This is a genomic window from Pseudomonas reactans (assembly GCF_013387025.1).
GTDB classification, from domain to species: domain Bacteria; phylum Pseudomonadota; class Gammaproteobacteria; order Pseudomonadales; family Pseudomonadaceae; genus Aquipseudomonas; species Aquipseudomonas reactans.
On record NZ_JACAQP010000042.1, the window covers coordinates 83,880 to 109,490 of the forward strand.

The window sequence follows — 25,611 nt, forward strand, 5'->3', positions numbered from 1 at the left end:
ACTCCTTATTGAACGGCTTTACGCGGCACCGAAGGATCGGCCGGCAAGGTAAAAGAACGCAGATCGATCGTCGGCGCGCCGTCGGCACCCAGGCGATGATCCAGAATCAGCAGCTTGGCGTGAGCCAGGCCCTGGCTGAGTTGGCCGAGGTACTGTTCCAGCACGAACGCCTGCCCGGCGGTGGCGTAGGCCTTTTGTTCGGCGGTGAAGCGCAGGTTGGCCGCTTGCGCGCCCGCGTTCACTTCGCGGGCCGTGGCCGTGGCCTGGTCGCGGGCGGTGCTGGCTTGCAGCAACGCCTGGTTGGTTTGCTCACTGGCCGCACCGCGTTCGCGGGAGATCAGGGCCTGGGCGCCGATCTGTGCAGCCTGCACACCGTGGTAAGCGTTGGCGGCACCGGCCGGTGGGTGGATCGCCTCCACCACCGTGGCGAGAATTTCTACGCCGCTGTCGAGTGTTTGCAGGTCGGCCTGCACGGCGCGGCCGATTTCGTCGGCCAGGCTCGTGCGTTGTTCGCCGAGCAATTCGTCGAGGGTGCGCGAGGCGAAGTCATGTACGAGGATGCGGCTGGCGGTGCTGCGGATCAGGGTCGGCACGTCCGCGCTGTTATAGGTGGCAGCGAGCGCGGCCTGGTCGGTGAGGCCGATGCGGTAGACAAACCGCACATCCATATTGACGATCTGGAAGCTCTGTTTGTCGCCGCTGCTGCTGGCGATCACCTGGGACTTGTCATTCACATGGCTGGCGTCCCATAAGCGGTTGGCGATCAGCGGCGCCGGGCCTTCGGCAGGCGCCAGTTCTGGCGTGGCGGCTTCGCTGACGCTGGTGGCCAGTTCATGCACCACGCCGTTTTCCACACTGATCACGCGGCCCAGTGGCCACGGCAATCCCGCATGCAAGCCAGGGCCGAAGACCTGCACCGGCTTGCCGAAACGTTCATAGATCCCACGGCCTTGCAGGGGCACTTCGTGCACGCCAGTGAGCGCCCAGCCTACCGCCAGCACCACCAGCAACACCGGCAGAAACGCCCGGCGCATGTAGGTAAATGCCCAGATCTGGCGCAAGTCGATGCCGAAGCGGTTGTGCAGTTCATGTTGCAGCGCGAGCAAGGGCTGCGGCGGCCAGCGTAACAATCCGGCAATAAAGCTTTGCGCCATCAAGCGCGGCTCGACGCGGGGCTGACGTGGGCTGAACAGGGACAGCACGGCTCTTAATAGAAATTCGAGCGAGACCAAGGCCGGCAGCAAACCGATCAACACAGCCAACCTCAGTGGCCACACTGAGTTAGCCCCGGCAAACAGCAGACACACCGCACTGACCACCAGGCAAATAATCGCTACTCGGCTCAACTGCGCCAGTTGCGAGGCTTCCGGCCATTGCGCGGTGGTCTCCTGGGCCAGACGGCGCTCAAACACCAGCAAACCAAATGCCAATCCCAACCCCAACGCGGCGCCGATGCTTGCCGATTGACCGACCGGTGCGGCGGGCAGCGCCAGGTTCCAGAACTCGACAATGCTGACCAGCGCCAGCAACGACCAGCCGCCGAACCACAACACCGGCGTACCGATCTGTTTGCCAAAACGCTCCACAAGCCGCGCGTACCGGCTTGCGTCTTCAACCGGCACATCAACCGTCGGTTCTTCCAACGCCTGCGCACGCCAATCCGCCACCCACCACGCCGATTGCAAACCCGCCACCAGCAGCAGCAATGCCGACGCACAGTTGATCAGCACCACCGGCCAGATCGACAGCGGCGCAAACAACGCGACAAACAGCGCCAGCACCCAGCCGGCAACGGCCAACACCGTCAGGCTGATACCGGCCTGGCGCAATCGGCGGGCATGGAACAGCCCCTGTTGAAAACGCGGAAGGCCTTCCACCGAAGCGCCGTCAGCTTCCAGATCCACTTGCATCCACTCAACGCCCGCCTGTACATGATTCGTTACGATATAACACGGAGCGTGAAATTTTTGTTCGAATACAACGCAAATCCCCTGTGGGAGCGGGCTTGCTCGCGAATGCAGAGTGTCAGTCACGTAATAGTTGGCTGATCCACCCCATTCGCGAGCAAGCCCGCTCCCACATTTGTTCTTCAGCGCGTTCGATATCGTGACTAAACCCCCAGAAACACGCGCCATCACTGGTGCAGGCCACGAAGAATCGGGCACACTCCAGAACAGTTTTTCGCGGGTCCACGGACAAGGAAGCGTCACTCCCCATGATTTCGATCTATCAGCTCAAGCCGCGTTTTCAAAACCTGCTGCGCCCTCTTGTGCAGCGCCTCTATGACAATGGCACCACCGCCAACCAGATCACCGTGCTGGCCGGCGTGATTTCCTTGCTGATCGGCCTGTTGATTGCCAGCTTCGCCCAACACCTGTGGCTGTTTGCGCTGATCCCGCTGTGGATGATCCTGCGCATGGCGCTCAACGCCATCGACGGCATGCTTGCCCGTGAATTCGGCCAGCAGTCGCGCCTGGGCGCCTACCTGAATGAACTGTGTGATGTGATCGCCGACAGTGCGCTGATCCTGCCGTTTGCGCTGATCCCCGGCGTGAGCCTGGCGCCGGTGCTGCTGGTGGCGTTGCTGGCGGTGTTCAGCGAATACGCCGGCGTGCTGGGGCCGATGGTGGGCGCATCGCGGCGTTATGACGGGCCGATGGGCAAAAGCGATCGCGCGTTCGTACTCGGAGTACTGGCCACCGGCGTGGCGCTGGGCTGGCTGGGCGCGGGTTGGGTCGACGCCGTGATGTGGCTGGTGGCCGCCCTGCTCGCCTACACCTTGGTCAACCGCGTGCGTCAGGGCCTCAAAGAACAACAAGAAACCTCACCGATTGCATAAGGATTTTTGCGATGCGCGAACAGCAACAGCACACCTTCAGTACCCACGACGGCGTCGAGCTTTTCTACCGGCACTGGCCGGCCACGGAAACTACCGGGCCGCGCAAGGCAATCGTGTTGTTCCATCGCGGCCATGAGCATTCGGGACGTATCGCCCACCTGGTGGATGAGCTGAACCTGCCGCAGTTTGATTTCTTCGCCTGGGACGCCCGTGGCCACGGCCAATCCCCCGGCGAGCGCGGTGACAGCCCCAGCTTCGCCACCAGCGCCCGTGATGTGCAGACCTTCTGCGACCACATCGGCGCCACCTATGGCATCGAGGAGGAGAACTTCGCCGTCATTGCGCAAAGCGTCGGCGCGGTGATTGCCGCGACCTGGGTGCACGACTACGCGCCGAAGATTCGCGCACTGGTGCTCGCGTCCCCGGCGTTCAAGGTCAAGCTCTACGTGCCATTCGCCCGGCCAGGCCTGGCGCTGATGCGCAAGTTCCGTGGCAACTTTTTCGTCAACAGTTACGTCAAGGCCAAGTTTCTCAGCCATGACCCGGAGCGCGTCGCCTCCTACGACAGCGATCCGCTGATCACCAAGGCCATTTCGGTGAATGTGCTGCTCGGCCTGTACGAAGCGGCCGACCGGGTTGTCGCCGATGCCCAGGCGATCCAGGTGCCGACTCAACTGCTGATCTCGGGTTCGGACTTTGTGGTGCACCGCAAACCCCAGCAGCAATTTTTCGACCGCCTCGGCAGCCTGAAAAAAGAGCTGCACATTCTCCCCGGTTTCTTCCACGACACCTTGGGCGAACGCGACCGCGCCACTGCGGTGAGCAGCGCCCGGCGTTTCATCCTGCAGAACTTCGAACACCCGCTGGACCGCGCCTCGCTGCTGGATGCCGACAAGCTGGGCGCCACCTGCGCCGAGTCCGAAGCCCTCGCCGCGCCGTTACCGCGCAACTCCTTGCGCGACCTGTACTGGCGCATGACCCGCGCCAGCATGGGCCTGGGCAAGAACCTGTCGGACGGTGTGAAGCTGGGCTTCGACACCGGTTTCGACTCCGGGAGCACCCTCGACTACGTGTACCGCAACACCCCCACCGGCAAGGGCGGGCTGGGGCGGATGATCGACACCAACTACCTCAACTCCATCGGCTGGCGCGGCATTCGCCAGCGCAAGTTAAATGTCGAAGAACTGTTGCGCCTGGCGATGGCCAAGTTGCGCGGGGAAGATCGCGAAGTACGCATTGTGGATATCGCTGCCGGTCATGGCCGCTACATCCTGGAAGCCTTGCAGGGCGTGTCGCCGCTGCCGGAATCAATCCTGCTGCGCGACTACAGCGACATCAACGTGCGCGACGGGGGCGCGCTGATTCGCGAGAAAGGCCTGGGCGACATCGCGCAATTCGTCAAAGGCGATGCGTTTGACCGTTTGGACCTGGCCGCGCTGGAACCCAAGCCAACGCTCGCGGTGGTGTCCGGGCTGTATGAGCTGTTTGCCGATAACGGCATGGTCGGCGGTTCGCTGGCGGGCCTCGCTGAGGCCGTAGAGCCCGGCGGCTATCTGGTCTACACCGGGCAGCCATGGCACCCGCAACTGGAGCTGATCGCCCGCGCGCTGACCAGCCACCGCCAAGGCCAGGCCTGGGTGATGCGCCGCCGCAGCCAGGCGGAAATGGATCAACTGGTGGAAGCCGCCGGTTTCCGCAAGATCACCCAGCGAGTGGATGAGTGGGGCATTTTCACCGTGTCCCTGGCACAGAAGATCTGAGCATGCGCGAACCCGGCTTATTGAAACCCGCGTTCCTGTGGCTGCTGCTGTTGGCGCCGCTGTTTTTCAGCACCTACGGCTTTGCCACCTGGGTCACCAGCCAGCGCAGCGACGTCGGCACACTGGTGTTCGACTGGGAAACCCATATGCCGTTTTGGGCTTGGACCATCGTGCCCTACTGGTCCATCGACCTGCTCTACGGGTTTTCCCTGTTGCTACCCAACACCCGGCATGAGTTGAAGCAACATGCGCTGCGCTTGCTGAGTGCCCAGGTGATCGCCGTGAGCTGCTTCCTGATCTGGCCGCTGCGCTTCACCTTCGAGCGGCCGGAGCTGGACGGCGTATTTGGCTGGCTGTTTGCGGTGCTGGCGGGGTTCGACAAGCCGTTCAACCAGGCGCCGTCGCTGCATATCGCGCTGTTGGTGATCCTGTGGGTCATGTACCAACGCCATACCCAGGGACTCTGGCGTTGGCTGGTGCATGGCTGGTTCGCGTTGATCGGCATTTCGGTGCTGACCACTTATCAACATCACTTTATCGACTTACCCACAGGCGCCCTCGCCGGGTGGCTGTGTGTGTGGTTGTGGCCGGTGGAGCATCCGAGCCCACTGTTGAATGCGCGGCTGACGCGGGACCCCAAGCGCTGGCGGTTGGGTGTGCGCTATGGCCTTGGCGCCTTGCTGTTGGCGATTCTTGCGTTTGTACTGGGCGGTGGCTGGTTGTGGATACTTTGGCCTGCGGTTTCCCTCGCCTTGATCAAAGCGAATTACTTCGTGCTCGGCGCTGCGGGCTTCCAGAAACGCGGTGACGGCCAACTGACGCCCGCCGCGCGTTGGCTGTACGCGCCCTATCTGGCCGCTGCCTGGGTCAACTCGCGCCTGTGGACACGTAAGCATCCACAACCTGACCTGATTGTGGATAACGTCTGGCTCGGGCGTATTCCTACAACGAGTGAGCAAGAACCCTTCAAGGCCATCGTCGATCTCTGCGCCGAACTGCCGATTAATCCACAGGGCCGCGCTTACCAATCGATTCCCGTGCTGGACCTGATTGCCCCAAGCCCCACCGAATGCCTGCAAGCCGCGCAAGCCATCGAGCGCTTGCGCACTAGCAGCCCTTTGCTGGTCTGCTGCGCCCTCGGCTATTCGCGCAGCGCCACCGCCGTGGCCGCCTGGTTGCTGCACACCGGGCGCGCCGCGACGATAGAGGATGCGCTGACTATCATTCGTACAGCGCGGGCCGATGTGGTCCTGCACCCCGCACACCGTGAAGCTTTGGAGGGTTTACCCCATGCCCGCTGATATGGAACTGCAGGTTGTCGCCAGCTTGTTGCGTCGTGGTCGCTCGCTGGATCAGTTATCCACAGGCCTGACCCTGGTCGGCGTCGCATTCGGCCTGGCTCAACTGCTGATGGCGAGTATTGCGCCGATCTGCCTGCTGCTGAGCCTGTGGATGATTATCCTCGGGCTGCTGCAAAAGTACTGGGCACTGCGCGTGGCCTTCGACGCCGATCTGTTCGCCCTGCTGGCCCGCGACATCGACCGCACCCCGGACCTCGACCAGGCCTTGCAAACCCTTGGCCTGCAATCGGCCAAGCGCATTGGCCGGCCCTGGACCGAACGCCGTCGTGGCGCGCTCAAACTGTTGCGCAAACAAGCCTGGCTGCTGGGCGCGCAAGCGCTGCTGACCCTGGGCGTGATCCTCGCCAGCCCTTGGCTGCCTTTCGCCGGATAAGGAATCCCCATGTTCGAACCCGTGGTCGCCACGTTGATTACCTCCATGGCCCGCACCGTCACCGGTGCCCGCAGCCTGTGGCTGGGGTGCGCGCCGGTGCCGGTGCAACGCATCTACTTCGCCAACCACAGCAGCCACGGCGACTTTGTGTTGCTGTGGGCCTCGCTGCCGCAGAACCTGCGCAAATTCACGCGCCCGGTGGCCGGCAGCGATTATTGGAATACAAGCGCATTGCGCCGCTACATCATCAACCGCGTGTTCAACGGCGTGCTGATCGACCGCGAACGCAAGGACCCTGTGGATAACCCTTTGCAACCCATGCTCAACGCCCTGGAAGGCGGCGATTCGCTGATCATCTTCCCCGAAGGCACGCGCAACCTTGAAGACGGGCTGCTGCCGTTCAAAAGTGGCTTGTATCACCTGGCGAAAAGTTACCCACAGGCCGAATTGGTGCCGGTGTGGATCGCCAACCTCAACCGGGTCATGCCCAAGGGCCGCGTGCTGCCGCTGCCCCTGCTGTGCACCACCAGCTTCGGCGCGCCGCTGCAACTGGAAGACGGCGAAGACAAAACCGCCTTCCTCGCCCGCACCCGCGATGCCCTGCTCGCCCTTGCCCCGGAGCCTGTCTGACATGGATAGCCAAACCCTGATGTTGTTCGGTGGCATAGGCGCGATCCTGGTGCTCGCCTCGCTGATCGGCCTGATCCTCAAGTTGCGCACCCGTGGCAGCCCGAATGCCGTCATCGACAACCTCAACGCCCGCATCAACGCCTGGTGGGTGATGGTGGTGGTGATCGGCATCGCCTTCTGGCTCGGCACCGGCGCGGTGATCCTGCTGTTCTACGCGGTGTCGTTCTACGCCCTGCGCGAATTCCTCACCCTCACCCCCACCCGCCGCAGCGACTACCCGGCGCTGGTCGCCGCGTTCTACCTGGCGCTGCCGCTGCAGTACCTGCTGATCTACTCGGACTGGTACGGGCTGTTCTCGATCTTCATCCCGGTGTACGTGTTCCTGCTACTGCCGATCCTCGCCTCCCTGGGTGGCGACAGCACGCACTTCCTGGAGCGCGCGTCGAAAGTGCAGTGGGGCCTGATGATCGCAGTGTTCTGCGTATCCTTCGTGCCCGCCCTGCTCACCCTCGACATCCCTGGCTACGAAGGCCGCAACCTGCTGCTGATTGCCTACCTGGTGATCGTGGTGCAACTGTCGGACGTCTTGCAGTACGTGTGTGGGAAGTTGTTCGGCAAGCACAAGATCGCACCGAACCTGTCACCGTCGAAAACCGTGGAAGGCTTTGTCGGCGGCATCCTGCTCTCGTCGCTGATCGGCGCAGCGCTGTGGTGGACCACCCCGTTCAACCCGTGGCAGTCGTTCTTGATTGCACTGCTGATCAACCTGCTCGGGTTTGCCGGCGGCATCGTGATGTCGGCGATCAAACGCGATCGCGGCGTGAAGGACTGGGGCCATATGATCGAAGGGCACGGCGGGATGCTGGATCGGTTGGATTCGGTGTGCTTTGCGGCGCCGATTTTCTTTCATCTTGTGCGGTATTGGTGGACGTAAATTTCGTTGCCATTAACAACTTGAACGAATTTTTAAGCCTATAGGCAAACAAAATTACGTATTTTGTTAGCCTATAGGCTTATTTTTTTCTTTATTTGTATGCCTATAGGCTAATATTAATTACGAAATTGATAGCCTATAGGCTTACAAAGGGTCATTTACCATGAGTGCTTCCAAGCTCTACAAACTGCGCCTTTCTCAAGTAGAACGTGCCATTGAGCCGTTTAATACCATTAAAAATGCGGCTGTTCCGCCAGGCGGTTGGTTGCGGGCTATCCGAGAATCATTAGGCCGCTCATTAAAAACGCAGGCCGAAATTGCCGGCGTATCCTCAGGGACGTTGACCAAGTCCGAGCGCTCCGAGGCTGAAGATCGGATATCGCTCGCACAGCTAAGAAAGCTAGCAGCAGCACTGGACTGTGAACTCGTCTACGGCCTGGTCCCCAAGAAGCCCCTGCACGAAGTCATCCAAGACCGCGCCGAATTCATGGCGAAGCAAGAAATCCTAGGCGTTGCACACTCCATGAGCCTCGAAGACCAACGCCCCTCTGATGCGTTCATCGAACGTCAGATTGATGAACGCCGCAGAGAACTACTCGACGGATCGTGGGCCCGCCTATGGCAATAGAACTGGAACTGAAACCAGGCCAAACGCCTCTCGATCCCGACGAAGCCGCTGGCCTGAAACCGAGGCATATCGCCACCCAGGGCGAACTGGATGAATGGGAGGCGCAAAACATCCTCAAAGCCTCACGTTGGATAGCGCGGCAAAAAAAGCTGGATGTATTGAACGATCATTTCTGCCGTGAGCTTCACGTGAAAATGTTCGACGACACTTGGAAATGGGCCGGCACCTTCCGCAAATCCGATAAGAATATCGGCTGTGATTGGACGCAGATCGCCGTCAATTTACGGCAGTTGCTCGACAACATGGCTTACTGGCTGGAACACAATGTCTTCCCGCCAGAAGAGGTTGCCGTGCGCTTTCACCACCGACTTGTTTGGCTACACGCCTTTCCGAATGGCAACGGTAGACATGCTCGCCTCATGACCGACTGCCTGCTGAGGCAATGTGGTCTTGCTCCCTTCTCCTGGGGTCGCGGTAACTTGGTGACCGCTAATGAAGTGCGCCAACGCTACATCCAAGCGCTTCGCGCTGCCGACAACAATGATTACACGCTACTGTTGGCATTCGTGCGCAGTTGAAGCGCCGCTTGAGGATAACGGGCAACGTTAGGGTGAATCGTGAATCCGCTGTAACCCTGTGGCGAGGGAGCTTGTCGAACCGTCGCACCGTCCCGTTGGGTCGCGAAGCGGCTCCAGCTTTTGATTAGTACTGCTGCGCAGTCCAACGGGAGCAAGTAAGGTGTTCGCCCATCACCAAATAGAGTTCATACGCCTAACCCGGCAAATGCCCCAGTGGCAACGCCCCTGGGGTTTTCACGGTCTGGATCGCGAAGTTGCTGCGGATATCCCTCACCCCCGGCAGCTTCAGCAAACTACCCGTGACGAACCGCTCATAGCCGCGCAAATCCGGCACCACCACCTGCAACAGAAAGTCCGACTCCCCCGACACCAGGAACGCCGAGATCACCTCTGGCAACGCCGTGACCGCCTCACGAAAGGCGTTGGCCTCGGTGTCGTTATGCCGCTCCACCTTCACGCCCACGAACACCATCATCCCCAGGCCCACTTCATCGCGATCCAGTGTGGCCTGGTAGCCGCGAATCACACCGGCTTCTTCCAGCAACCGCACGCGTCGCAGGCAGGGTGAGGCAGACAGCCCGATCTCGTCGGCCAGTTGCACATTGCTCAGGCGGCCGTCGCGTTGCAGGGCTTCAAGAATCTTGCGGTCAAAAGCGTCGAGTTTCAGATTTGGCATAAATGGATGGCCAATAGAGTGATAAGTGGCAGATAGTGCCACGACTAGACGCTTTTCTAGCTGACTACGCAAGCACCTGCCCCGCCCTTCGGCCCTAGAATTGGCCAACACACAAGGGGGTGGAACATGGCGGAACTCTGGTTGTTTCTGGTGGCTCTTTCGGTGGCGTATCTGCTGCCAGGGCCGGACATGATCCTGCTGCTGCAGACCGGCGCGCGCCAGGGCAAAGCCTTGGCGCTGACCACGGCGATTGGCCTGGGACTGGCCCGCGCCTGCCATGTGGCCCTGGCAGGCATGGGCTTGGCGACCTTGTTCAAAGTGGCGCCCTGGACCTTTGATGTAGTGCGCCTGGGCGGCGCGGCCTATCTGTTGTGGCTGGGGGTGCAGTGTCTGCGGGCAAACATGTTGCCTGCCCTCGATACTACCAACGCCTCCCTGACAACCCGTGCCTGGCGTGGCGCGCTGCAACGCGGCTTGCTGACTAACCTGCTCAACCCCAAGGCACTGCTGTTCTGTTCGGTGCTGCTGCCGCAATTCATCAACCCGCAAGCCGGCCCCGTGGCGGCGCAATTCGCGTTGCTGGGGGTGATTCTGGTAGCAGTCGGTTTCGCCTTCGACTGTTGCTACGCCCTGGCTGGCGCGCGCATTGGCCAGTGGCTGGCACGCAATCGCTCGGCGCAACGTATGCAGCAGTGGCTATTCGGCAGTCTTTTGATCGGTTTTGCGGTGCGCCTCACTTTTGTGCAACACGCCTAGCGGTGCGGCGTATCGGCGTCATCTTTTGTATCAAAGACGCGTGTAAGATACGCCGCACTTAGCCAGGGATGCTCACCATGTTCGATTCGTTCAAAGCGATCAGCCGCCGTATTGTCGGTGCGTTATTGACTGTGGTGGGGGCCGTCTTTGGCCAATGGCATCCGCCGCTCTGGCTGCGTGCAGTCGGGCGTGGGCTGGCGAACCTGGGCAGCAAGGCGCGCGCTTATCCGCGTCAAACCGGTGCCGGCCTAGTGGGCCTGGTGTTGCTGGCCGCTGCCGGTTTCTACGGCTGGCATTGGTACTCCAACCTGCCACAGCCGCATACCGCGAGCTACTCGCTGCACAAACCCAACCTTACCGACTACACCCAGCAAACGCCGGTTGTGGATAACTTGCAGGTGCGCTTTGGCGAATCCGTGGCTCCGTTGTCGGCCATCGGCAAACCGGTCACCGAGGGTATTACCCTTAAACCTGCGGTAGCGGGCACCTGGCGCTGGGCGGATGACCGCAGCCTGTTGTTTGTGCCGGAAAAAGACTGGCCCATCAACGCCCATTACACCCTCGACATGGCGAAGAAAAACCTGCTTGCCGATGGCGTGTTGCTCGACCAATACAGCACGCAGTTTTCCACCCAACCGTTCCGCGCCACCCTGGCGCAAAACGAGCTGTACCAGGACCCGTCCAACCCAACGCTGAAACAGCTGGTGGCGACCTTCCATTTTTCCCACCCGGTGGATGAAGACAACCTACGCAAGCGCGTCACGGTAACCCTCGGCAAAGGCCTGGCCTACCGCGACGCCCAATTGCCCAACCGCCCGGAAATCACCTTCGACGAGAAAAAACTCAACGCCTACGTGCGCTCCGCCGCCCTGGCCACGCCACTGGAAAGCACGCCAGTCAGCGCCAAGCTCGACGAAGGCATCAAGGCCCGCGACGGTGGCAACGCCAGCACCGCGCCGCTGGTGTCGGAAGTCACCGTGCCCGGCCGCTATCGCCTGACCTTTACCGGCGCCGAAGTGAGTTTTGTCGACAACGCACGGGGTGAACCAGAGCCGGTATTGATGTTCAGCAGTTCTAGCGCGGTAGCCGATGAGACCATCGCCGGTAAGGTCCAGGCCTGGTTATTGCCGGAAAAAGCCCAAGACGACACGCGCCCTTACAGCAGCAACGACATCGACGACGCCCTGCTCGCCCGCAGCACCAAACTCAACCTGACCCATGTGCCCAGCGTCGAACCGCTGAATACCCTGCACGCCTTCAAATTCAAGGCCCCGGCCGGGCGTGCGGTGTACGTGCGTGTCCCCGCCAACCTGGAAGCCATCGGCGGCTACCTGGCGAAGAATCCTACGGCGTCGCTGATCAGCATGCCGGCTTACCCACGTACCTTGCAGTTCCTGTCTGACGGCGCTTTGCTCAGCCTCAATGGCGAAAAACGCCTGGGCTTCATGGCTCGCGGTGTGCCTGGCGCCCATGTGGAAATCGCCCGCCTGCTGCCCAACCAGTTGCAACACCTGGTGGACCAAAGCAGCGGCAGCTTTGCCCGGCCGAACTTCGGCAACGAATATTTCGATCGCATGGTCGAGCGTCAGTCGTTGGATATCCCGCTGTCGTCCAATGACCCGGCAAAAACCGTCTACGACAACGTGGACCTCAGCCACTACCTCACCGCCAATGGCGGCCGTCGCGGGATTTTCGTACTCAAGCTGAGCCCGCAGGATGACCCAGCCCAACGCACTTTCGAATACGACCGCAGCAGCACCAGCGACCTGCGTTTTATCGTGGTGACGGACCTGGGCATCATCGCCAAGCGCTCCAGCGATGGCAGCCATGACGTGTATGTGCAGTCCATCGGCAACGGCTCGCCGGTGTCCGACGCGCAAGTCGACATCATTGGGCGGAACGGTCTGCCGGTGAGCAGCGGCCGCACCGACGCCGAAGGCCACGCGCACTTCGCCAAGCTGGATGAACTGCGCCGTGAGAAAACGCCGCTGATGTACGTGGTCACTCGCGGTAATGACCAGTCGTTTTTGCCGATCGCCCGTCAGTCCCAGCAACTGGATCTGTCGCGCTTCGATGTAGGCGGTTTGGAAGAAGACGGTGCGATCGATCGCCTCAGCGCCTACCTGTTTACCGACCGCGGCCTGTACCGTCCGGGCGAAACCGCGCACCTGGGCATGATCGTGCGCAGCGGCAACTGGAAAGGCGCCCTGCTGGGCCTGCCGGTGGAGCTGCAAATCACCGACCCCCGTGGCCTGGAAGTGATTCGCCAGCCGTTGAAGCTGTCCGCCAGCGGTTTTGAAAGCTTTGATTTCCCCAGCAGCGAAGTCGCGCCCGCCGGGGAATACACCGCGACCTTGCAGTTGATCGGCCAGAAGCAGACCCGCACCGACCTGGGCAGCGTGAGCTTCAAGGTCCGCGACTTCGAGCCGGACCGCATGAAGGTCAGCCTGAGTTTGCACGACTCGCCTGTGCAGGGCTGGATCCCACCGGACCAAGTGGTGGCCAAGGTCACCGCGATGCATCTGTTTGGCGCCCCGGCGTCCGGCCGTCGTGTGACCGCCAAAATGTCCCTGAGCCCAACACTCGCTGCGTTTGATCGTTACCCGGATTACCGTTTCCGCCTCAACGACTCCCTGGAAGACGCCACCACGGAAGACCTGGCCGAAACCACCGTCGACGATAACGGCCAGGCCGTGCTCGACCTCAACCTGCAACGCTTCGCCAACAGCACCTATCGCCTGCAGGTGATGAGCCAGGTGTTCGAAGCCGAAGGCGGGCGCAATGTGGCGGCGCAAAGTGCCTTGTTGGTGTCGTCCGCGCCCTACCTTGTAGGTGTGAAAAGTCAGGATTCGCTGTCGTACGTCGCCAAGGATGCGCCGCGCCAGGTGCAATGGCTGGCCGTCGCGCCGGACCTTTCGCCACTGGCGGTGAACGGCCTGACCACTGAAGTGGTCGAACATCGTTATGTATCGGTGCTGGTGAAACAATCCAACGGCACCTACAAGTACGAGTCGCGCATCAAGAACATCAGCCAGCCGGCCTCACCTCTGGTGATGACCCAGGAAGGCGCCAAGCAGGCCTTGAACACCGGCACACCGGGTGACTTCACCCTGCAATTGAAAGACGCCAACGGCAACCTGCTCAACCAAATCGACTACAGCGTGGCCGGACGAGGCAACACCTCGCGCTCGCTGGAACGCAATGCCGAGTTGCAACTGCGCCTGGATAAACGCAGCTACGCCACCGGTGATGAAATTGCGATCAGCATCCGTGCGCCGTATACCGGTGCCGGCTTGATCACCATCGAGCGGGACAAGGTCTACACCCAGCAGTGGTTCAAGGCCGACAGCACCAACAGCGTGCAACATATCCGCGTGCCTGCAGGGCTTGAAGGCAATGCCTACGTCAACGTGCAGTTTGTACGCGATATGGGTTCGGTCGAGGTGTACATGAGCCCGTTGTCCTATGGCGTGGTGCCCTTTAGCATCAACCTGGATGCGCGGCGCATGGCGCTGAAGGTTGAAGGCCCGGCGAAAATCGAGCCGGGGCAGATGCTCGACATCAAGGTCAACGCCGACCGCCCAGGCCGCGCGGTGGTGTACGCGGTGGACGAAGGCATCCTGCAAGTGGCGCGCTACCAGACGCCGGACCCGCTGGGCTTCTTCTTCCAGAAGCGTGCGCTGGAAGTCGGCACCAGTCAGATCCTTGACCTGATCCTGCCGGAATTCAGCCGTCTGCTCAGTGGGGCAGCGCCCGGTGGCGATACGGAAGGCGCCCTGGCCAATCACCTCAACCCGTTCAAGCGTAAACACCAGCCGCCTGTGGCTTGGTGGTCTGGACTGGTCGACCTGCCCGCTGGCGAAACCGTGCTGCATTACCAGGTGCCGGACAGCTTCAACGGCAAGCTGCACCTGTTTGCGGTGGCTGTGGATAACGACAGTGTCGGTGTCAGCGAAGCCAATACCGATGTACGTGGTCCCATCGTGATCACGCCCAACGTGCCGGCCTTTGTGGCGCCGGGGGATGTGTTCAACGTCAGCGCCGGGGTGTTCAGCAACCTCGACGCGGCGGCAGAGGTGAAGTTTGAACTGCAGACCAGCGATGGCCTCAAGGTACAGGGCGACAAGGGCAGCACCTTGTCCCTGCAACCGCGCAAGGAAGGCACCGCCGAGTTCAAGATCAAGGTTGGCGAAACGCTTGGCTCGGCGGACCTGCGATTTGTCGCAGTGCTGCCGGATGGCAAACGCATCCAGGTGGCCGAAACCACGTCGATCCGCCCACTGGGCGAACATCGCGTCGCCCTGAGCCTGGGTCGCTTTGAGAGCGCCAGCAAAGAGCTCAAACCTAGCCGCGAATTGTTCAGTCAATTGCGCGACGTACAGTTGGGCGTGGCGGCCTCGCCACTGGTGTGGGCCAACGGCCTCAAGCATTACCTGGACGATTACGGCTACGCCTGCACCGAGCAACTGGTGTCCAAGGCCATGCCGGCGCTGATCTGGGGCGGCGACGCACCTGAGGCCGAACAGGCCTTCGGCAGCGCGGTGCGCATGCTGCGCCAGCGCCAGAACCAGGCCGGCGGCTTTGGTTTGTGGGCAGCCAACCCGGACGTGGCGCCGTACGCCAGCCTGTACGCCACTGACTTCCTGATCGAAGCCAAGGAGCGCGGCTTGCCGGTGCCGGAAGACCTGTTGGTGCGCTCGAATGCGTATCTGACTGACCTGGCCAACGGCCCTAGCGAAGGCCTGTCGGAATTGCGCAACCGCGCCTACGCCAGTTACCTGCTGAGCCGTCAGGGGATTCTGGTAAGCGGCGCCTTGAGCGATATCCGCGAGCGCTACGAAGGCTACTTCAAAGACAGCTGGCAGAACGACCTGGGCGCCGCCTACCTGGCGGCCAGCTATAAGCTGCTCAAGCAGGATCGCCAGGCTGACATGCTGTTCCGCAAAATCCCCTGGCGCTCGCTTGTGGATAAGTGGGACAGCGACGGTTTGTACTACGACCCGCTGGTGCACGACGCCGAACACCTGCACCTGTTGGCGCGACATTTCCCAGAGCTGATGGACGATGTGCCTACAGCGCTGCTGGATAAACTCGGTAAGCGCCTCAACGAGCAACGTTACAACTCGCTGTCGGCGGCCCTGCTGCTGCGCGCCCTGGATAACTACGGCCAGCGTGCACAAAGCGACATGACCCTCAAGGCCACGGCCTGGCTGGGGGACAAGCAGCAGCAATTGCTGGAGATGGCCGGTCAGCCACCCCGCGCCGCGGTGCCGGGTGCGACGCAGAAGCTGGTGATGGAAAAATCCGACGGTCCGGCGGCGTTCTACATGCTCAGCGAAGCCGGTTTCGACAAGGGCGCCAAGCTCAAACCGATCACCAATGGCCTGGAGATCATCCACGAATACCTCGACCTCAAGGGCGAGCCGGTGAGCAAGGTCGCGGTAGGTGATGAGTTCCTGGTGCGCCTGCGTCTGCGCGCGACCGACCGTGACCAGGTGCAGCAAGTGGCCGTGGTCGACCTGCTGCCCGGTGGCGTCGAGCCTGTGTATAACTTGCCGCCGGAGCCGGAAGCCGCCAGCAGCGAGGAAGGCGAAGAGTCCGAGTACGTGGAAGAGGACAGCCAGGAAGAAGAAAGCTGGCAAGCCCCCATCGGCGAAACCGAGCTGAGCAACTGGCAGCCGGGGTACGTGGACGTACGTGATGATCGAGTGGTGTTGTACGGCAACGCGCTGCGTGATGTAGGCACTTTCGTGTACCGCGTGCGCGCTACCAACGCGGGCACGTTCAATACGCCACCGGCCTATGCCGAAGGCATGTACGAAACCACCCTGCAAGGGCGCGGCAAAGTAGGCCAGCTTGAAATTACCAAGCCTTAAGCGCCTGACACTGCCGCTGTTCGCAGCGGCGGTGGTCCTGGTGGGGCTGCGAGTGTGGCCCCATGCTCCGCTGGAACAGACGGTGACCTCATCGCGGGTGGTGTTGGCCGATGATGGCTCGCTGCTGCGCATGACCTTGGCGGATGACGGGCAATACCGACTTTGGCTACCGCTGGAGCGGATTTCTCCTTCATTGGTCGAAGCCTTGCTGCTCAAGGAAGACCGCAATTTCTACTGGCATCCGGGCATCAATCCCCCGGCGTTACTGCGCGCGGCCATGGCCACCTACAGCGGTGGCCAGCGCCAGGGCGGCTCGACCTTGAGCATGCAATTGGCACGGCGCTTATGGGACTTGAACACCCGCCAGGTGCCGGGCAAGTTGCAGCAGATGGCCTTGGCGCTGTGGCTGGAGGCGCGCTACAGCAAGCACGACATCCTTGAGGCCTATCTGAACCTGGCGCCGATGGGTGGCAATATCGAAGGTGCCGAGGCGGCCAGCCGCATCTACTTCGGCAAGTCGGCGGCGCAGTTGTCGTTGTCCGAAGCACTGGCGCTGGCGGTGATCCCGCAACAGCCAGGGCGGCGGGCGCGCTTCGGGGCGTCGCTGCAAAACGCTCGGCTGCGCTTGATGAACGACTGGCGCGAGACTTATCCACAGGATCCGCGCAATGACAGCTTGTTGGACTTGCCCCTGGAAGCACGCAGCCGCCAGCAGATTCCGTTCCTGGCGCCGCATTTGAGTGAACAACTGCTGGCGTCCCAGCCCGGTAATGAGCTGAACAGCACCCTCAACCTGCCGCTGCAACAGTTGCTCGAACGCCTGATCACCGGCTTCATCGCCGAACGGCGCAGCACGGGTGTGGAAAACGCCACGGCGATCCTGATCGACAGCCGCGACCAGAGCGTCAAGGCATTGGTCGGGTCGGCGGATTACTTATCCACAAGCCTTCACGGCCAGGTCAATGGCGTGCTGTCGCGGCGCTCACCAGGGTCGACACTCAAGCCGTTCCTGTACGGGCTGGCGCTGGACCAAGGGGTGATTCACCCCATGAGCATCCTCAAGGACCTGCCGAGTAACTTCGGCTACTTCCAGCCGGAAAATTTCGACGGCAGTTTTGTCGGGCCACTGACGGCGCGGGACGCACTGATCCGTAGTCGCAATATCCCGGCGGTGTGGCTCGCCAGCCAGGTCAAGTCGCCCTCCCTGTATGGACTATTACAACGCGCCGGGATCAAAGGCCTGCGTGACGAAAGCCATTACGGCCTGGCCCTGGCCCTCGGTGGCGGTGAAATGACCCCGGAAGAATTGGCGCGTCTGTACGTGATGCTGGCCGGGGACGGGCATCTGCGGCCGTTGCGCTATTTGCAGGAACAGCCCCAGACCACCGGCGCCCAACTGCTGACGCCCCAGGCGGCGTTCATGGTTCGCGATATGCTGCGCCGAAACCCTCGCCCGGATGGTCTGCCCGGACGCCACTGGCGTACCGCCTGGAAAACCGGCACTTCCTGGGGTTTTCACGATGCCTGGAGTGCAGGACTGGTAGGCCCCTACGTGCTGGTGGTGTGGGTGGGTAATTTTGATGGCCGGCCGAACCCAGCATTTATCGGTGCCAAGACTGCCGCGCCCTTATTTTTTCGCATCGCAGACGCCCTGCCCCTGGCGTTGCCCAACGTGGTCATCAAGGCCGACAAACCGCCCGCCGGGCTGGTGCGCATCGATGTCTGCGCCGCATCCGGCGAGTTGCCCAACCGCTGGTGCCCGCAAACCCGCAAGACCTGGTACATCCCCGGCGTATCGCCGATTCGGGTGTCCAACCTGCACCGCCCGGTGCTGATCGACACCCGCACTGGGAAAGCCGCCTGCCCACCGTTCGATGCGCAATACACCCGCGAAGAAGTCTTCGAATTCTGGCCCAGCGACGTGCAACGCCTGTACCGCGCCGCCGGCCTGCCGCGACGCACGCCGCCCAACGTGATGAAAAGCTGCCAGCCCAACCGCCTCAGCGACCAGAGCGAAGCCCCGCAGATCCGTTCGCCGCTGACCCAGGTGAGCTATCAACTGCGCCTGTCCCAACCCCAGGAAAGCATTCCGCTGAATGCCAACACCGCCAGCGACGCAGCGACGCTGTACTGGTTTGCTGATCAAACCCTGATCGGCCAGGGCCCACCGCAAAGCACACTGAATTGGCGGCCGGGCAAGTCGGGGGAGTATCGGTTGCGGGTTAGTGATGATCAGGGACGCAGTACGAGTCGAGGGTTGAAGGTGGAGTTTGTGCCCTGATCAGGCATCTTCATCACTGAAACTGCCCTTGCTCACACGTTTGGCAAAATGCCTGTACGCAACCCCCATTTTGCGCTGCTCAAACAACGAGAACACCAGGGTGCCCAGTAGGATTAGCATCCACACCAGAAACTGCTTCAGCGCATCCACATGGGCGACGAACAGCAGCAGGGTGACCACGCCGCCAATCACCATGCCCAACGCCATCCAAGCGCCAAGCACACGGCCTACCGCCAGGCGCATGCCTTTGGGCAGCAACAGCCGGGTCCATATCAACACCACGAAAATCGTCAGCATGAAGCCGAACGCGGCCATGAAGGGGATCGGAAAACCACCCTCGCGGTACAGCCAGGCCAGCAGCTTATACACAGGGCCAAGTGACTCCATCTGTTGATAAGTGTCCGGGCCCGGCAACTGCAGTTGGGCAAAATGCGCGGGGGTCATGGCCATCACGCCAACCCCGAGCATCGCCACCACCGCGCCGTAGAAGCTGCCGACACGCCACAACGGCGCCAGCACCCGGCGGTTTTCCACGTCCTCGGTCAGTGCCACGCCGAATACAGCCTTGGACTGTTTGCCCTGGGCGATCACGGTCTGGCCATCGCGCTCGCAGGCGTCGCCGATCAGCATCACGTCCAAGTCCTGGACCAGCAGGATTTCGCCTTGGCGGCGCGAGCTGCCGATCAGTTCATAATCGTCCGGTGATTTGTTGCCGAACAGGTCGATGCCTTCGGCAATGACGCGGATTTCTCCCGTGGCGTCCTGTACACGGAAGTCGTTGCAGCGCGCCTCGCTCTTGGCCCGGCTCCAACTCCAGCGCCCGTCGTCGTCCTTTTCGCCCTCTTCGATGATCCACACGTAGCCCGCGCAGGGCTTGCCGTGCACCGGGGACAACAGCGGTTTATCCACAATCACCTTGCCACGGATTTCTACCAGGCCCATGGCCAGCGACCGTATCTGGCTGGTGGCCAGTCGTTGTTCGGTCTTGTAGAAGTTGGGGCCGAAGCTGGCCAGCAGGCACACCAGGGCGAATACCGGGAAAAACATCGCCACCACGGTCATCGGCGCGTAGACCAACAAGCAGGCAAACCCCGCCAGGCACAACAGCGCCAACAGAGTTTTCCAACGCGACTTCTTTTTCTCTTCTCCCGCCTGCGTGGTTTTCATGCCCCCGGCACCTCAAGCTTCACGCCTTCGTAACGGGTTTCTTCGGCACTGATGGCCAGCAGTGGAATGCGTTGATAGCTGAGCATTCGCGCGAAAAACAGGTCGGGGAACACCGCGATAGCGATGTTGTAGAGATTGACCGACTCATTGAAGAATTCACGACGGTCGGCGATGCGCTCTTCGACAGCCGAAATAGCCTGCTGAAGCTCGACCATATTGGGACCGGAAATCAGCGTCGGGTAACCCTCCGCCACCGCAATCACCGACTTGAGCGCCGTATTCAACTGGTTGGACGCCTCGACCTTGTCACTCAGGTTACTGGCATTGAGGTATTGCTGGCGCGCGTCACTGAGGCGGGTAAACAGCGCGTGCTCATGGTTCATCGCGGTCTGCACCACGCGCATCAGATCCGGGATCTGATCCGCCCGCTGCTTGAGCAACACGTCGATGTTGGCGAAGGCCTTGTCCACATCGTTACGCCGCATCACCAGGCCGTTGTAGACGCCCACCATCCAGCCGACCAGGCCGACAACAATGATCAGCACGACGATGCCGGCGATTAGGAGTTCGATGTTCATGGTGAAGGCATCCCTGGCTGAGTTATCCACAGGGTCGCATTTTAGGGGTAAAACAAGAGGGCGCGCCGGGTACTGGCCCACAGAACCGACAAGAGGTGGTTAACGGGAGAGTAACTCCACGTAATTGGACTCGCCACCGCCCATGGCGCCCGACAACCAGCCCCACTCGAAGGCCAGCGTCGTCAGACCAGCGTGATCAATGCCTACTGTGCCACGCGACCAACCGGACAGCAGTTCGCCGTCCAAGGTCAGGCACTGAAACAGCAATTCGATAGTGTCCGGGCCTGTCACTCGCCCCACTTGCGTGCCCAGGCGAATCCGCCCGCCCTGGTAAGTGCTGGAGATGGCATCCCCCTCGACAAGGTAATGAAATACCGTGCCCGAGCCGGAAAGCCCCTGGGTATTGTTGGCGACGATGAAGCGGCGGTTGTTCAAGCGCTGGTGGAGCTGGGAGGGGGTTTGCATCGAGGGCGCGTCCTTTCGCGGGAGCCTGGAAACCCGGGCGGGCCTCCAGGCTATGGCGTGTTACTCCACGGTCACCGACTTCGCCAGGTTGCGCGGCTGATCGACGTCAGTGCCTTTCAACACAGCAACGTAGTACGACAGCAACTGCAGCGGGATGGTGTAGAGGATTGGCGACAGGGTGTCGTTGATGTGCGGCATGTTGATGACGTGGGTGCCTTCGCCGTTGGTCATGCCAGCTTTTTCGTCGGCGAACACCACCAGTTGGCCGCCACGGGCGCGGACTTCCTGCAGGTTGGACTTGAGCTTTTCCAGCAGCTCGTTGTTCGGCGCCACGGTGACCACCGGCATGTCGTCATCCACCAGGGCCAATGGGCCATGCTTGAGTTCGCCGGCCGGGTAGGCTTCGGCGTGGATGTACGAGATTTCCTTGAGCTTGAGCGAACCTTCCATCGCCACCGGGTATTGCGCGCCACGGCCGAGGAACAGGGTGTGGTTCTTGTCGGCGAACAGTTCGGCGACTTTTTCCACGGTGCTGTCCATGGCCAGGGCCTCACCCAGGCGGGTTGGCAGGCGGCGCAGTTCTTCAACCAGCGTGGCTTCGACGCCTTCGGCCAGGGTGCCGCGCACTTGACCCAGGGACAGGGTCAGCAGCAACAGACCAACAAGCTGGGTGGTAAAGGCTTTGGTGGACGCCACGCCGATTTCGCGACCGGCCTGGGTCAACAGGGTCAGGTCGGATTCACGCACCAGAGAGCTGATGCTGACGTTGCAGATCGCCAGGCTGGCCAGGAAGCCCAGCTCCTTGGCGTTGCGCAAGGCGGCCAGGGTGTCGGCGGTTTCGCCGGACTGGGAGATGGTCACGAACAGGGTGTCGGGTTGCACCACCACCTTGCGGTAGCGGAACTCGCTGGCGACTTCGACCTGGCACGGGATGCCGGCCAGTTCTTCCAACCAATAACGCGCAACCATGCCGGCGTGGTAGCTGGTGCCGCAGGCGACGATCTGCACGTTGCGCACTTTGGCGAACAGCTCGGCGGCCTGTGGGTCGAAGGCGTTGACCAGCACTTGGTTCTGGCTCAGGCGACCTTCCAGGGTGCGTTGCACCACAGCCGGTTGCTCGTGGATTTCCTTGAGCATGAAGTGGCGGTATTCGCCTTTGTCGGCGGCTTCGGCGCCGTCGCGGTACTGCACGGCTTCGCGCTCGACGGATTGACCGTTGACGTCCCAGATCTGCACGCTTTCACGGCGAATGTCGGCGATATCGCCTTCTTCCAGGTACATGAAGCGATCGGTGACCTGGCGCAGGGCCAGTTGGTCGGAGGCAAGGAAGTTTTCGCCCAGGCCCAGGCCGATCACCAACGGGCTGCCACTGCGAGCGGCAACCACGCGGTCCGGTTGGCTCGCACTGACCACGGCCAGGCCGTAGGCGCCGTGAAGCTCTTTGACGGTGGCCTTGAGGGCGACGGTCAGGTCGCCCAGGTCCTTGAGCTTGTGATTGAGCAGGTGGGCGATGACTTCGGTGTCGGTGCCCGAGGTGAACACGTAGCCCAGGCCTTTCAGTTGTTCGCGCAACACTTCGTGGTTTTCGATGATGCCGTTGTGCACCACGGCCAGGTCGCCGGAAAAGTGCGGGTGAGCGTTGCGTTCGCACGGCGCACCGTGGGTCGCCCAACGGGTGTGGGCAATGCCCAGACGGCCAACCAGCGGCTCGCCGGCCAGGGCCTGCTCCAACTCGCTGACCTTGCCCGGACGGCGCATGCGCTCCAGCTTGCCGGCGTTGGTGAAGACCGCCACACCGGCGCTGTCATAGCCACGGTATTCCAGGCGCTTGAGGCCTTCGATCAGGATCGGGGTGATGTTGCGTTCAGCGACTGCGCCTACGATGCCACACATGGTGTTTCTCCTAGATGATTGCCGCGCATATCAGCGTAATGCCGCGGGCTTGGATCTGGTCGCGGGCCTCAAGCGGCAGGCGATCATCGGTGATAAGGGTATGGACGCTGCTCCAGGGCAGTTCCAGGTTGGGAATCTTGCGGCCGATCTTGTCGGATTCGACCATCACCACCACTTCCCGGGCGACCTCGGCCATGACGCGGCTCAGGCCCAGCAATTCGTTGAAGGTGGTGGTGCCACGTTGCAGATCGATGCCGTCGGCGCCGATAAACAGCTGGTCAAAATCATAGGAACGCAGCACTTGCTCGGCGACCTGGCCCTGGAACGAGTCCGAATGCGGATCCCAGGTGCCGCCGGTCATCAGCAGCACCGGTTCGTGTTCCAGTTCGCTCAACGCGCGGGCGACGTGCAGGGAGTTGGTCATCACCACCAGGCCGGGCTGGTGGCCCAACTCGGGAATCATGGCGGCGGTGGTGCTGCCGCTGTCGATGATGATGCGTGCGTGTTCGCGCAGACGCATCACGGCGGCACGGGCGATGGCGCGCTTGTACACCGAGATGGGTTGGGTGGCGTCGCCCACCAGTTCCTGGGGCATGGTGATGGCGCCACCGTAGCGGCGCAGCAACAGGCCGTTACTTTCGAGCGCGGCCAGGTCCTTGCGGATCGTAACTTCCGAAGTTTCGAAACGCTTGGCCAACTCATCCACGCTGACTTCGCCCTGTTCGTTGAGCAAGGTCAGGATATTGTGGCGTCGTTGGGGGGTATTTCGTTTCGACATTTTGGCTTTAAGTTTCGTTTCGAAAGATAACGAAGGCAATCAAAACCTATTCGGAGGAAATCGTCAATATGCGGCTATAAAAAAACCTGTTGGTAATTAGCCAACAGGTTTCAGTGAGTGTGGATAACTCAGGTCTTTTTGATTTTCACCGGGCGTTTCCAGCCGTCGATGTTGCGTTGGCGGGCGCGGGCTACGCCAAGCTGCAAGTTATCCACATCCTGGTTGATGGTGGAACCGGCTGCCGTGGTGGCGCCATCACCCAGTGTCACCGGGGCAACCAGCGAGTTGTTGGAGCCGATGAACACGTCTTCGCCCAGCACTGTCTGGTGCTTGTTGGCGCCGTCGTAATTGCAGGTGATAGTGCCGGCGCCGATATTGGTGCGCGCGCCGATCACGGCATCGCCCAGGTAAGTCAGATGACCCGCCTTGGCGCCTTCGCCCAGATGAGCGTTTTTCAGCTCGACGAAGTTACCCACATGGGCCTTGGCTTCCAGCACACTGCCGGGGCGCAAGCGCGCAAATGGACCTGCATCGCTGCCCTCCCCCATCACCGCGCCGTCCAGGTGACTGTTGGCCTTGACCACCACGCCTTTGCGCAGGGTGCTGTCCTTGATCACACAGTTCGGGCCAATCACCACGTCGTCTTCGATGATCACGCGGCCTTCGAGGATCACGTTGATGTCGATCAGCACATCGCGGCCAACGGTGACCTCTCCACGAACATCGAAGCGTGCCGGGTCACGCAACGTCACGCCTTGGGCCATCAGGCGGCGACCTTCGCGCAATTGGTAGTGACGCTCCAGTTCGGCGAGTTGCTTGCGGTCGTTGGCGCCCTGCACTTCCATCGGGTCGTGGGGTTGCTCAGTGGCGACCAACAGGCCATCGCTTACCGCCATCTCGATGACGTCGGTCAGGTAGTACTCGCCCTGGGCGTTGTTGTTGGACAGACGGCTCATCCAATCGCCGAGCTTATCGGCAGGGACCGCCAGGATCCCGGTGTTGCCCTCGGTAATGGCGCGCTGGGCTTCGCTGGCATCTTTGTGCTCAACGATAGCGGCAACCTTGCCATCGGCGTTGCGCACGATGCGTCCGTAGCCGGTGGGGTCATCCAGTTCAACCGTCAGCAGGCCCATCTGGCCAGGCACGACGTGCTTGAGCAGGCGTTGCAGGGTTTCGACTTCGATCAGCGGCACGTCACCGTAGAGAATCAGCACGGTGTCGGCGCTGATGAAGGGCACGGCTTGAGCGGTGGCGTGGCCGGTGCCCAGTTGTTTGTCTTGCAATACGAAATTCAAATCGTCCGCGGCGAGGCGTTCACGCACCGCATCGGCACCGTGGCCGATCACCACGTGAATGCGCTGTGGGTCGAGCTGCCGGGCGCTGTGGATAACATGGCCAAGCATGGAATTGCCGGCAACCGGGTGCAGCACCTTGGGCAGGGCCGAACGCATACGGGTGCCCTGGCCTGCGGCGAGAATGACGATTTCAAGAGACATGAGTGGCTACCAATCCTGGGCGGTCCGGCTTCAGACCAGAGAAGTGTTTTGCAAAAAAAGAAAAAGGGTAGCCGAGGCTACCCTTTTTAATCAATCGCGCTTGAAGCATGACGGCATGGCCGCTTACTTCTTGCGGATCTGCTGGAGCGTGCGCAGCTGAGCTGCAGCCTCGGCCAGACGTACAGCAGCAGCGCTGTAGTCGAAGTCCGCACCCTTTTCGTTCAGGGCCTTCTCAGCAGCCTTGACGGCTTCCTGAGCGGAGGCTTCATCCAGGTCGCCAGCACGTTGCACGGTGTCGGCAAGTACCTTGACCATGTTCGGCTGAACCTCGAGGAAACCACCCGAGATGTAAAACACCTCTTTTTCCCCGCCTTGCTTGGTCAGAGTGATCGGACCTGGCTTCAAGCTGGTGATCAACGGCGCGTGACCCATGGCAATACCAAGGTCACCGAGTTCGCCGTGTGCAATCACCATCTCTACCAGACCGGAGAAGATTTCCCCTTCCGCGCTGACGATATCGCAATGGACTGTCATAGCCATCT

Annotated in this window: 20 protein-coding genes; 11 read left to right on the forward strand and 9 right to left on the reverse strand. The window is 61.5% G+C overall.

Features of this window, described 5'->3' with window-relative positions; all coding sequences use genetic code 11:
* Positions 1-5 precede the first annotated feature (5 nt).
* A complete protein-coding gene (gene hflK / locus HX793_RS28450; protein ID WP_177052536.1) occupies positions 6-1,910 on the reverse strand; it encodes a protease modulator HflK in 1,905 nt (634 codons plus the stop codon).
* A gap of 305 nt (positions 1,911-2,215) precedes the next feature.
* Here hflK and HX793_RS28455 point away from each other — a divergent pair, with 305 nt between their 5' ends.
* The 8 genes from HX793_RS28455 (at position 2,216) to HX793_RS28490 (ending at position 9,103) form a co-directional block, all read left to right on the forward strand.
* Positions 2,216-2,839, forward strand: coding sequence for a CDP-alcohol phosphatidyltransferase family protein (locus tag HX793_RS28455; protein WP_177096644.1), 624 nt, complete (start codon positions 2,216-2,218; stop codon positions 2,837-2,839).
* Positions 2,840-2,850: 11 nt separating this feature from the next.
* The gene (locus HX793_RS28460) at positions 2,851-4,599 is read left to right on the forward strand and encodes a bifunctional alpha/beta hydrolase/class I SAM-dependent methyltransferase (protein ID WP_177052535.1); all 1,749 of its coding nucleotides are present in this window, start codon (positions 2,851-2,853) and stop codon (positions 4,597-4,599) included.
* A gap of 2 nt (positions 4,600-4,601) precedes the next feature.
* Entirely contained in the window at positions 4,602-5,900 is a 1,299-nt protein-coding gene (locus HX793_RS28465) for a phosphatase PAP2/dual specificity phosphatase family protein (protein ID WP_177058400.1), read from the forward strand.
* Positions 5,890-6,333 (forward strand): hypothetical protein, encoded by a 444-nt coding sequence (locus tag HX793_RS28470; RefSeq protein ID WP_122730011.1) that lies wholly within the window; start codon positions 5,890-5,892, stop codon positions 6,331-6,333. Before HX793_RS28465 ends, HX793_RS28470 begins: the two co-directional genes overlap by 11 nt.
* Before the next feature lie 9 nt (positions 6,334-6,342).
* Positions 6,343-6,963, forward strand: a complete 621-nt coding sequence (locus tag HX793_RS28475) for a lysophospholipid acyltransferase family protein (RefSeq protein ID WP_061434693.1) — start codon at positions 6,343-6,345, stop codon at positions 6,961-6,963.
* 1 nt (position 6,964) lies between these two features.
* On the forward strand, positions 6,965-7,897 hold the full coding sequence (locus tag HX793_RS28480; RefSeq protein ID WP_010207670.1) for a phosphatidate cytidylyltransferase: 933 nt from the start codon (positions 6,965-6,967) through the stop codon (positions 7,895-7,897).
* Between the two features lie 163 nt (positions 7,898-8,060).
* A complete protein-coding gene (locus HX793_RS28485; RefSeq protein WP_033897219.1) occupies positions 8,061-8,525 on the forward strand; it encodes a helix-turn-helix domain-containing protein in 465 nt (154 codons plus the stop codon).
* Complete coding sequence (locus tag HX793_RS28490) at positions 8,516-9,103, forward strand: mobile mystery protein B (RefSeq protein WP_016978704.1); 588 nt, start codon at positions 8,516-8,518, stop codon at positions 9,101-9,103. Before HX793_RS28485 ends, HX793_RS28490 begins: the two co-directional genes overlap by 10 nt.
* Before the next feature lie 193 nt (positions 9,104-9,296).
* On the opposite strand, the gene HX793_RS28495 is transcribed toward HX793_RS28490, so the two are convergent.
* Positions 9,297-9,770 carry an Lrp/AsnC family transcriptional regulator gene (locus HX793_RS28495; protein WP_025854407.1) on the reverse strand — a complete coding sequence of 158 codons (474 nt, stop codon included), beginning with the start codon at positions 9,768-9,770 and terminating at the stop codon, positions 9,297-9,299.
* A gap of 135 nt (positions 9,771-9,905) precedes the next feature.
* Here HX793_RS28495 and HX793_RS28500 point away from each other — a divergent pair, with 135 nt between their 5' ends.
* From HX793_RS28500 to pbpC, 3 genes are all read left to right on the forward strand, one after another.
* Positions 9,906-10,535 carry a LysE family translocator gene (locus HX793_RS28500; protein WP_177096646.1) on the forward strand — a complete coding sequence of 210 codons (630 nt, stop codon included), beginning with the start codon at positions 9,906-9,908 and terminating at the stop codon, positions 10,533-10,535.
* Positions 10,536-10,612: 77 nt separating this feature from the next.
* Positions 10,613-16,411, forward strand: coding sequence for an MG2 domain-containing protein (locus HX793_RS28505; RefSeq protein ID WP_177096648.1), 5,799 nt, complete (start codon positions 10,613-10,615; stop codon positions 16,409-16,411).
* Positions 16,392-18,692, forward strand: a complete 2,301-nt coding sequence (pbpC, locus tag HX793_RS28510; protein WP_177096650.1) for a penicillin-binding protein 1C — start codon at positions 16,392-16,394, stop codon at positions 18,690-18,692. The genes HX793_RS28505 and pbpC overlap by 20 nt, the downstream gene beginning before the upstream one ends.
* Here pbpC and HX793_RS28515 read toward each other — a convergent pair whose 3' ends face one another.
* The 7 genes from HX793_RS28515 to HX793_RS28545 form a co-directional block, all read right to left on the reverse strand.
* Positions 18,693-19,859, reverse strand: a complete 1,167-nt coding sequence (locus HX793_RS28515; protein ID WP_177096652.1) for a hypothetical protein — start codon at positions 19,857-19,859, stop codon at positions 18,693-18,695.
* Entirely contained in the window at positions 19,856-20,437 is a 582-nt protein-coding gene (locus HX793_RS28520; RefSeq protein WP_177058396.1) for a LemA family protein, read from the reverse strand. Before HX793_RS28520 ends, HX793_RS28515 begins: the two co-directional genes overlap by 4 nt.
* Before the next feature lie 99 nt (positions 20,438-20,536).
* A complete protein-coding gene (locus HX793_RS28525; RefSeq protein ID WP_016978711.1) occupies positions 20,537-20,902 on the reverse strand; it encodes an avidin-fold protein in 366 nt (121 codons plus the stop codon).
* Positions 20,903-20,962: 60 nt separating this feature from the next.
* On the reverse strand, positions 20,963-22,795 hold the full coding sequence (gene glmS, locus HX793_RS28530) for a glutamine--fructose-6-phosphate transaminase (isomerizing) (protein ID WP_178905561.1): 1,833 nt from the start codon (positions 22,793-22,795) through the stop codon (positions 20,963-20,965).
* 10 nt (positions 22,796-22,805) lie between these two features.
* Positions 22,806-23,573 (reverse strand): DeoR/GlpR family DNA-binding transcription regulator, encoded by a 768-nt coding sequence (locus HX793_RS28535; RefSeq protein ID WP_010207681.1) that lies wholly within the window; start codon positions 23,571-23,573, stop codon positions 22,806-22,808.
* Between the two features lie 128 nt (positions 23,574-23,701).
* Positions 23,702-25,069, reverse strand: coding sequence for a bifunctional UDP-N-acetylglucosamine diphosphorylase/glucosamine-1-phosphate N-acetyltransferase GlmU (gene glmU, locus HX793_RS28540; RefSeq protein WP_016978713.1), 1,368 nt, complete (start codon positions 25,067-25,069; stop codon positions 23,702-23,704).
* A gap of 123 nt (positions 25,070-25,192) precedes the next feature.
* Positions 25,193-25,609 (reverse strand): F0F1 ATP synthase subunit epsilon, encoded by a 417-nt coding sequence (locus tag HX793_RS28545; RefSeq protein WP_003177061.1) that lies wholly within the window; start codon positions 25,607-25,609, stop codon positions 25,193-25,195.
* Positions 25,610-25,611: the final 2 nt, after the last annotated feature.

What these genes read in the sequence shown, in the direction of transcription:
- hflK (WP_177052536.1), bottom strand. Translation starts at nt 1,910, where the DNA reads ATGCAAGTGGATCTGGAAGCTGACGGCGCTTCGGTGGAAGGCCTTCCG.
- HX793_RS28455 (WP_177096644.1), top strand. Translation starts at nt 2,216, where the DNA reads ATGATTTCGATCTATCAGCTCAAGCCGCGTTTTCAAAACCTGCTGCGC.
- HX793_RS28460 (WP_177052535.1), top strand. Translation starts at nt 2,851, where the DNA reads ATGCGCGAACAGCAACAGCACACCTTCAGTACCCACGACGGCGTCGAG.
- HX793_RS28465 (WP_177058400.1), top strand. Translation starts at nt 4,602, where the DNA reads ATGCGCGAACCCGGCTTATTGAAACCCGCGTTCCTGTGGCTGCTGCTG.
- HX793_RS28470 (WP_122730011.1), top strand. Translation starts at nt 5,890, where the DNA reads ATGCCCGCTGATATGGAACTGCAGGTTGTCGCCAGCTTGTTGCGTCGT.
- HX793_RS28475 (WP_061434693.1), top strand. Translation starts at nt 6,343, where the DNA reads ATGTTCGAACCCGTGGTCGCCACGTTGATTACCTCCATGGCCCGCACC.
- HX793_RS28480 (WP_010207670.1), top strand. Translation starts at nt 6,965, where the DNA reads ATGGATAGCCAAACCCTGATGTTGTTCGGTGGCATAGGCGCGATCCTG.
- HX793_RS28485 (WP_033897219.1), top strand. Translation starts at nt 8,061, where the DNA reads ATGAGTGCTTCCAAGCTCTACAAACTGCGCCTTTCTCAAGTAGAACGT.
- HX793_RS28490 (WP_016978704.1), top strand. Translation starts at nt 8,516, where the DNA reads ATGGCAATAGAACTGGAACTGAAACCAGGCCAAACGCCTCTCGATCCC.
- HX793_RS28500 (WP_177096646.1), top strand. Translation starts at nt 9,906, where the DNA reads ATGGCGGAACTCTGGTTGTTTCTGGTGGCTCTTTCGGTGGCGTATCTG.
- HX793_RS28505 (WP_177096648.1), top strand. Translation starts at nt 10,613, where the DNA reads ATGTTCGATTCGTTCAAAGCGATCAGCCGCCGTATTGTCGGTGCGTTA.
- HX793_RS28515 (WP_177096652.1), bottom strand. Translation starts at nt 19,859, where the DNA reads ATGAAAACCACGCAGGCGGGAGAAGAGAAAAAGAAGTCGCGTTGGAAA.
- HX793_RS28520 (WP_177058396.1), bottom strand. Translation starts at nt 20,437, where the DNA reads ATGAACATCGAACTCCTAATCGCCGGCATCGTCGTGCTGATCATTGTT.
- HX793_RS28525 (WP_016978711.1), bottom strand. Translation starts at nt 20,902, where the DNA reads ATGCAAACCCCCTCCCAGCTCCACCAGCGCTTGAACAACCGCCGCTTC.
- glmS (WP_178905561.1), bottom strand. Translation starts at nt 22,795, where the DNA reads ATGTGTGGCATCGTAGGCGCAGTCGCTGAACGCAACATCACCCCGATC.
- HX793_RS28535 (WP_010207681.1), bottom strand. Translation starts at nt 23,573, where the DNA reads ATGTCGAAACGAAATACCCCCCAACGACGCCACAATATCCTGACCTTG.
- glmU (WP_016978713.1), bottom strand. Translation starts at nt 25,069, where the DNA reads ATGTCTCTTGAAATCGTCATTCTCGCCGCAGGCCAGGGCACCCGTATG.
- HX793_RS28545 (WP_003177061.1), bottom strand. Translation starts at nt 25,609, where the DNA reads ATGGCTATGACAGTCCATTGCGATATCGTCAGCGCGGAAGGGGAAATC.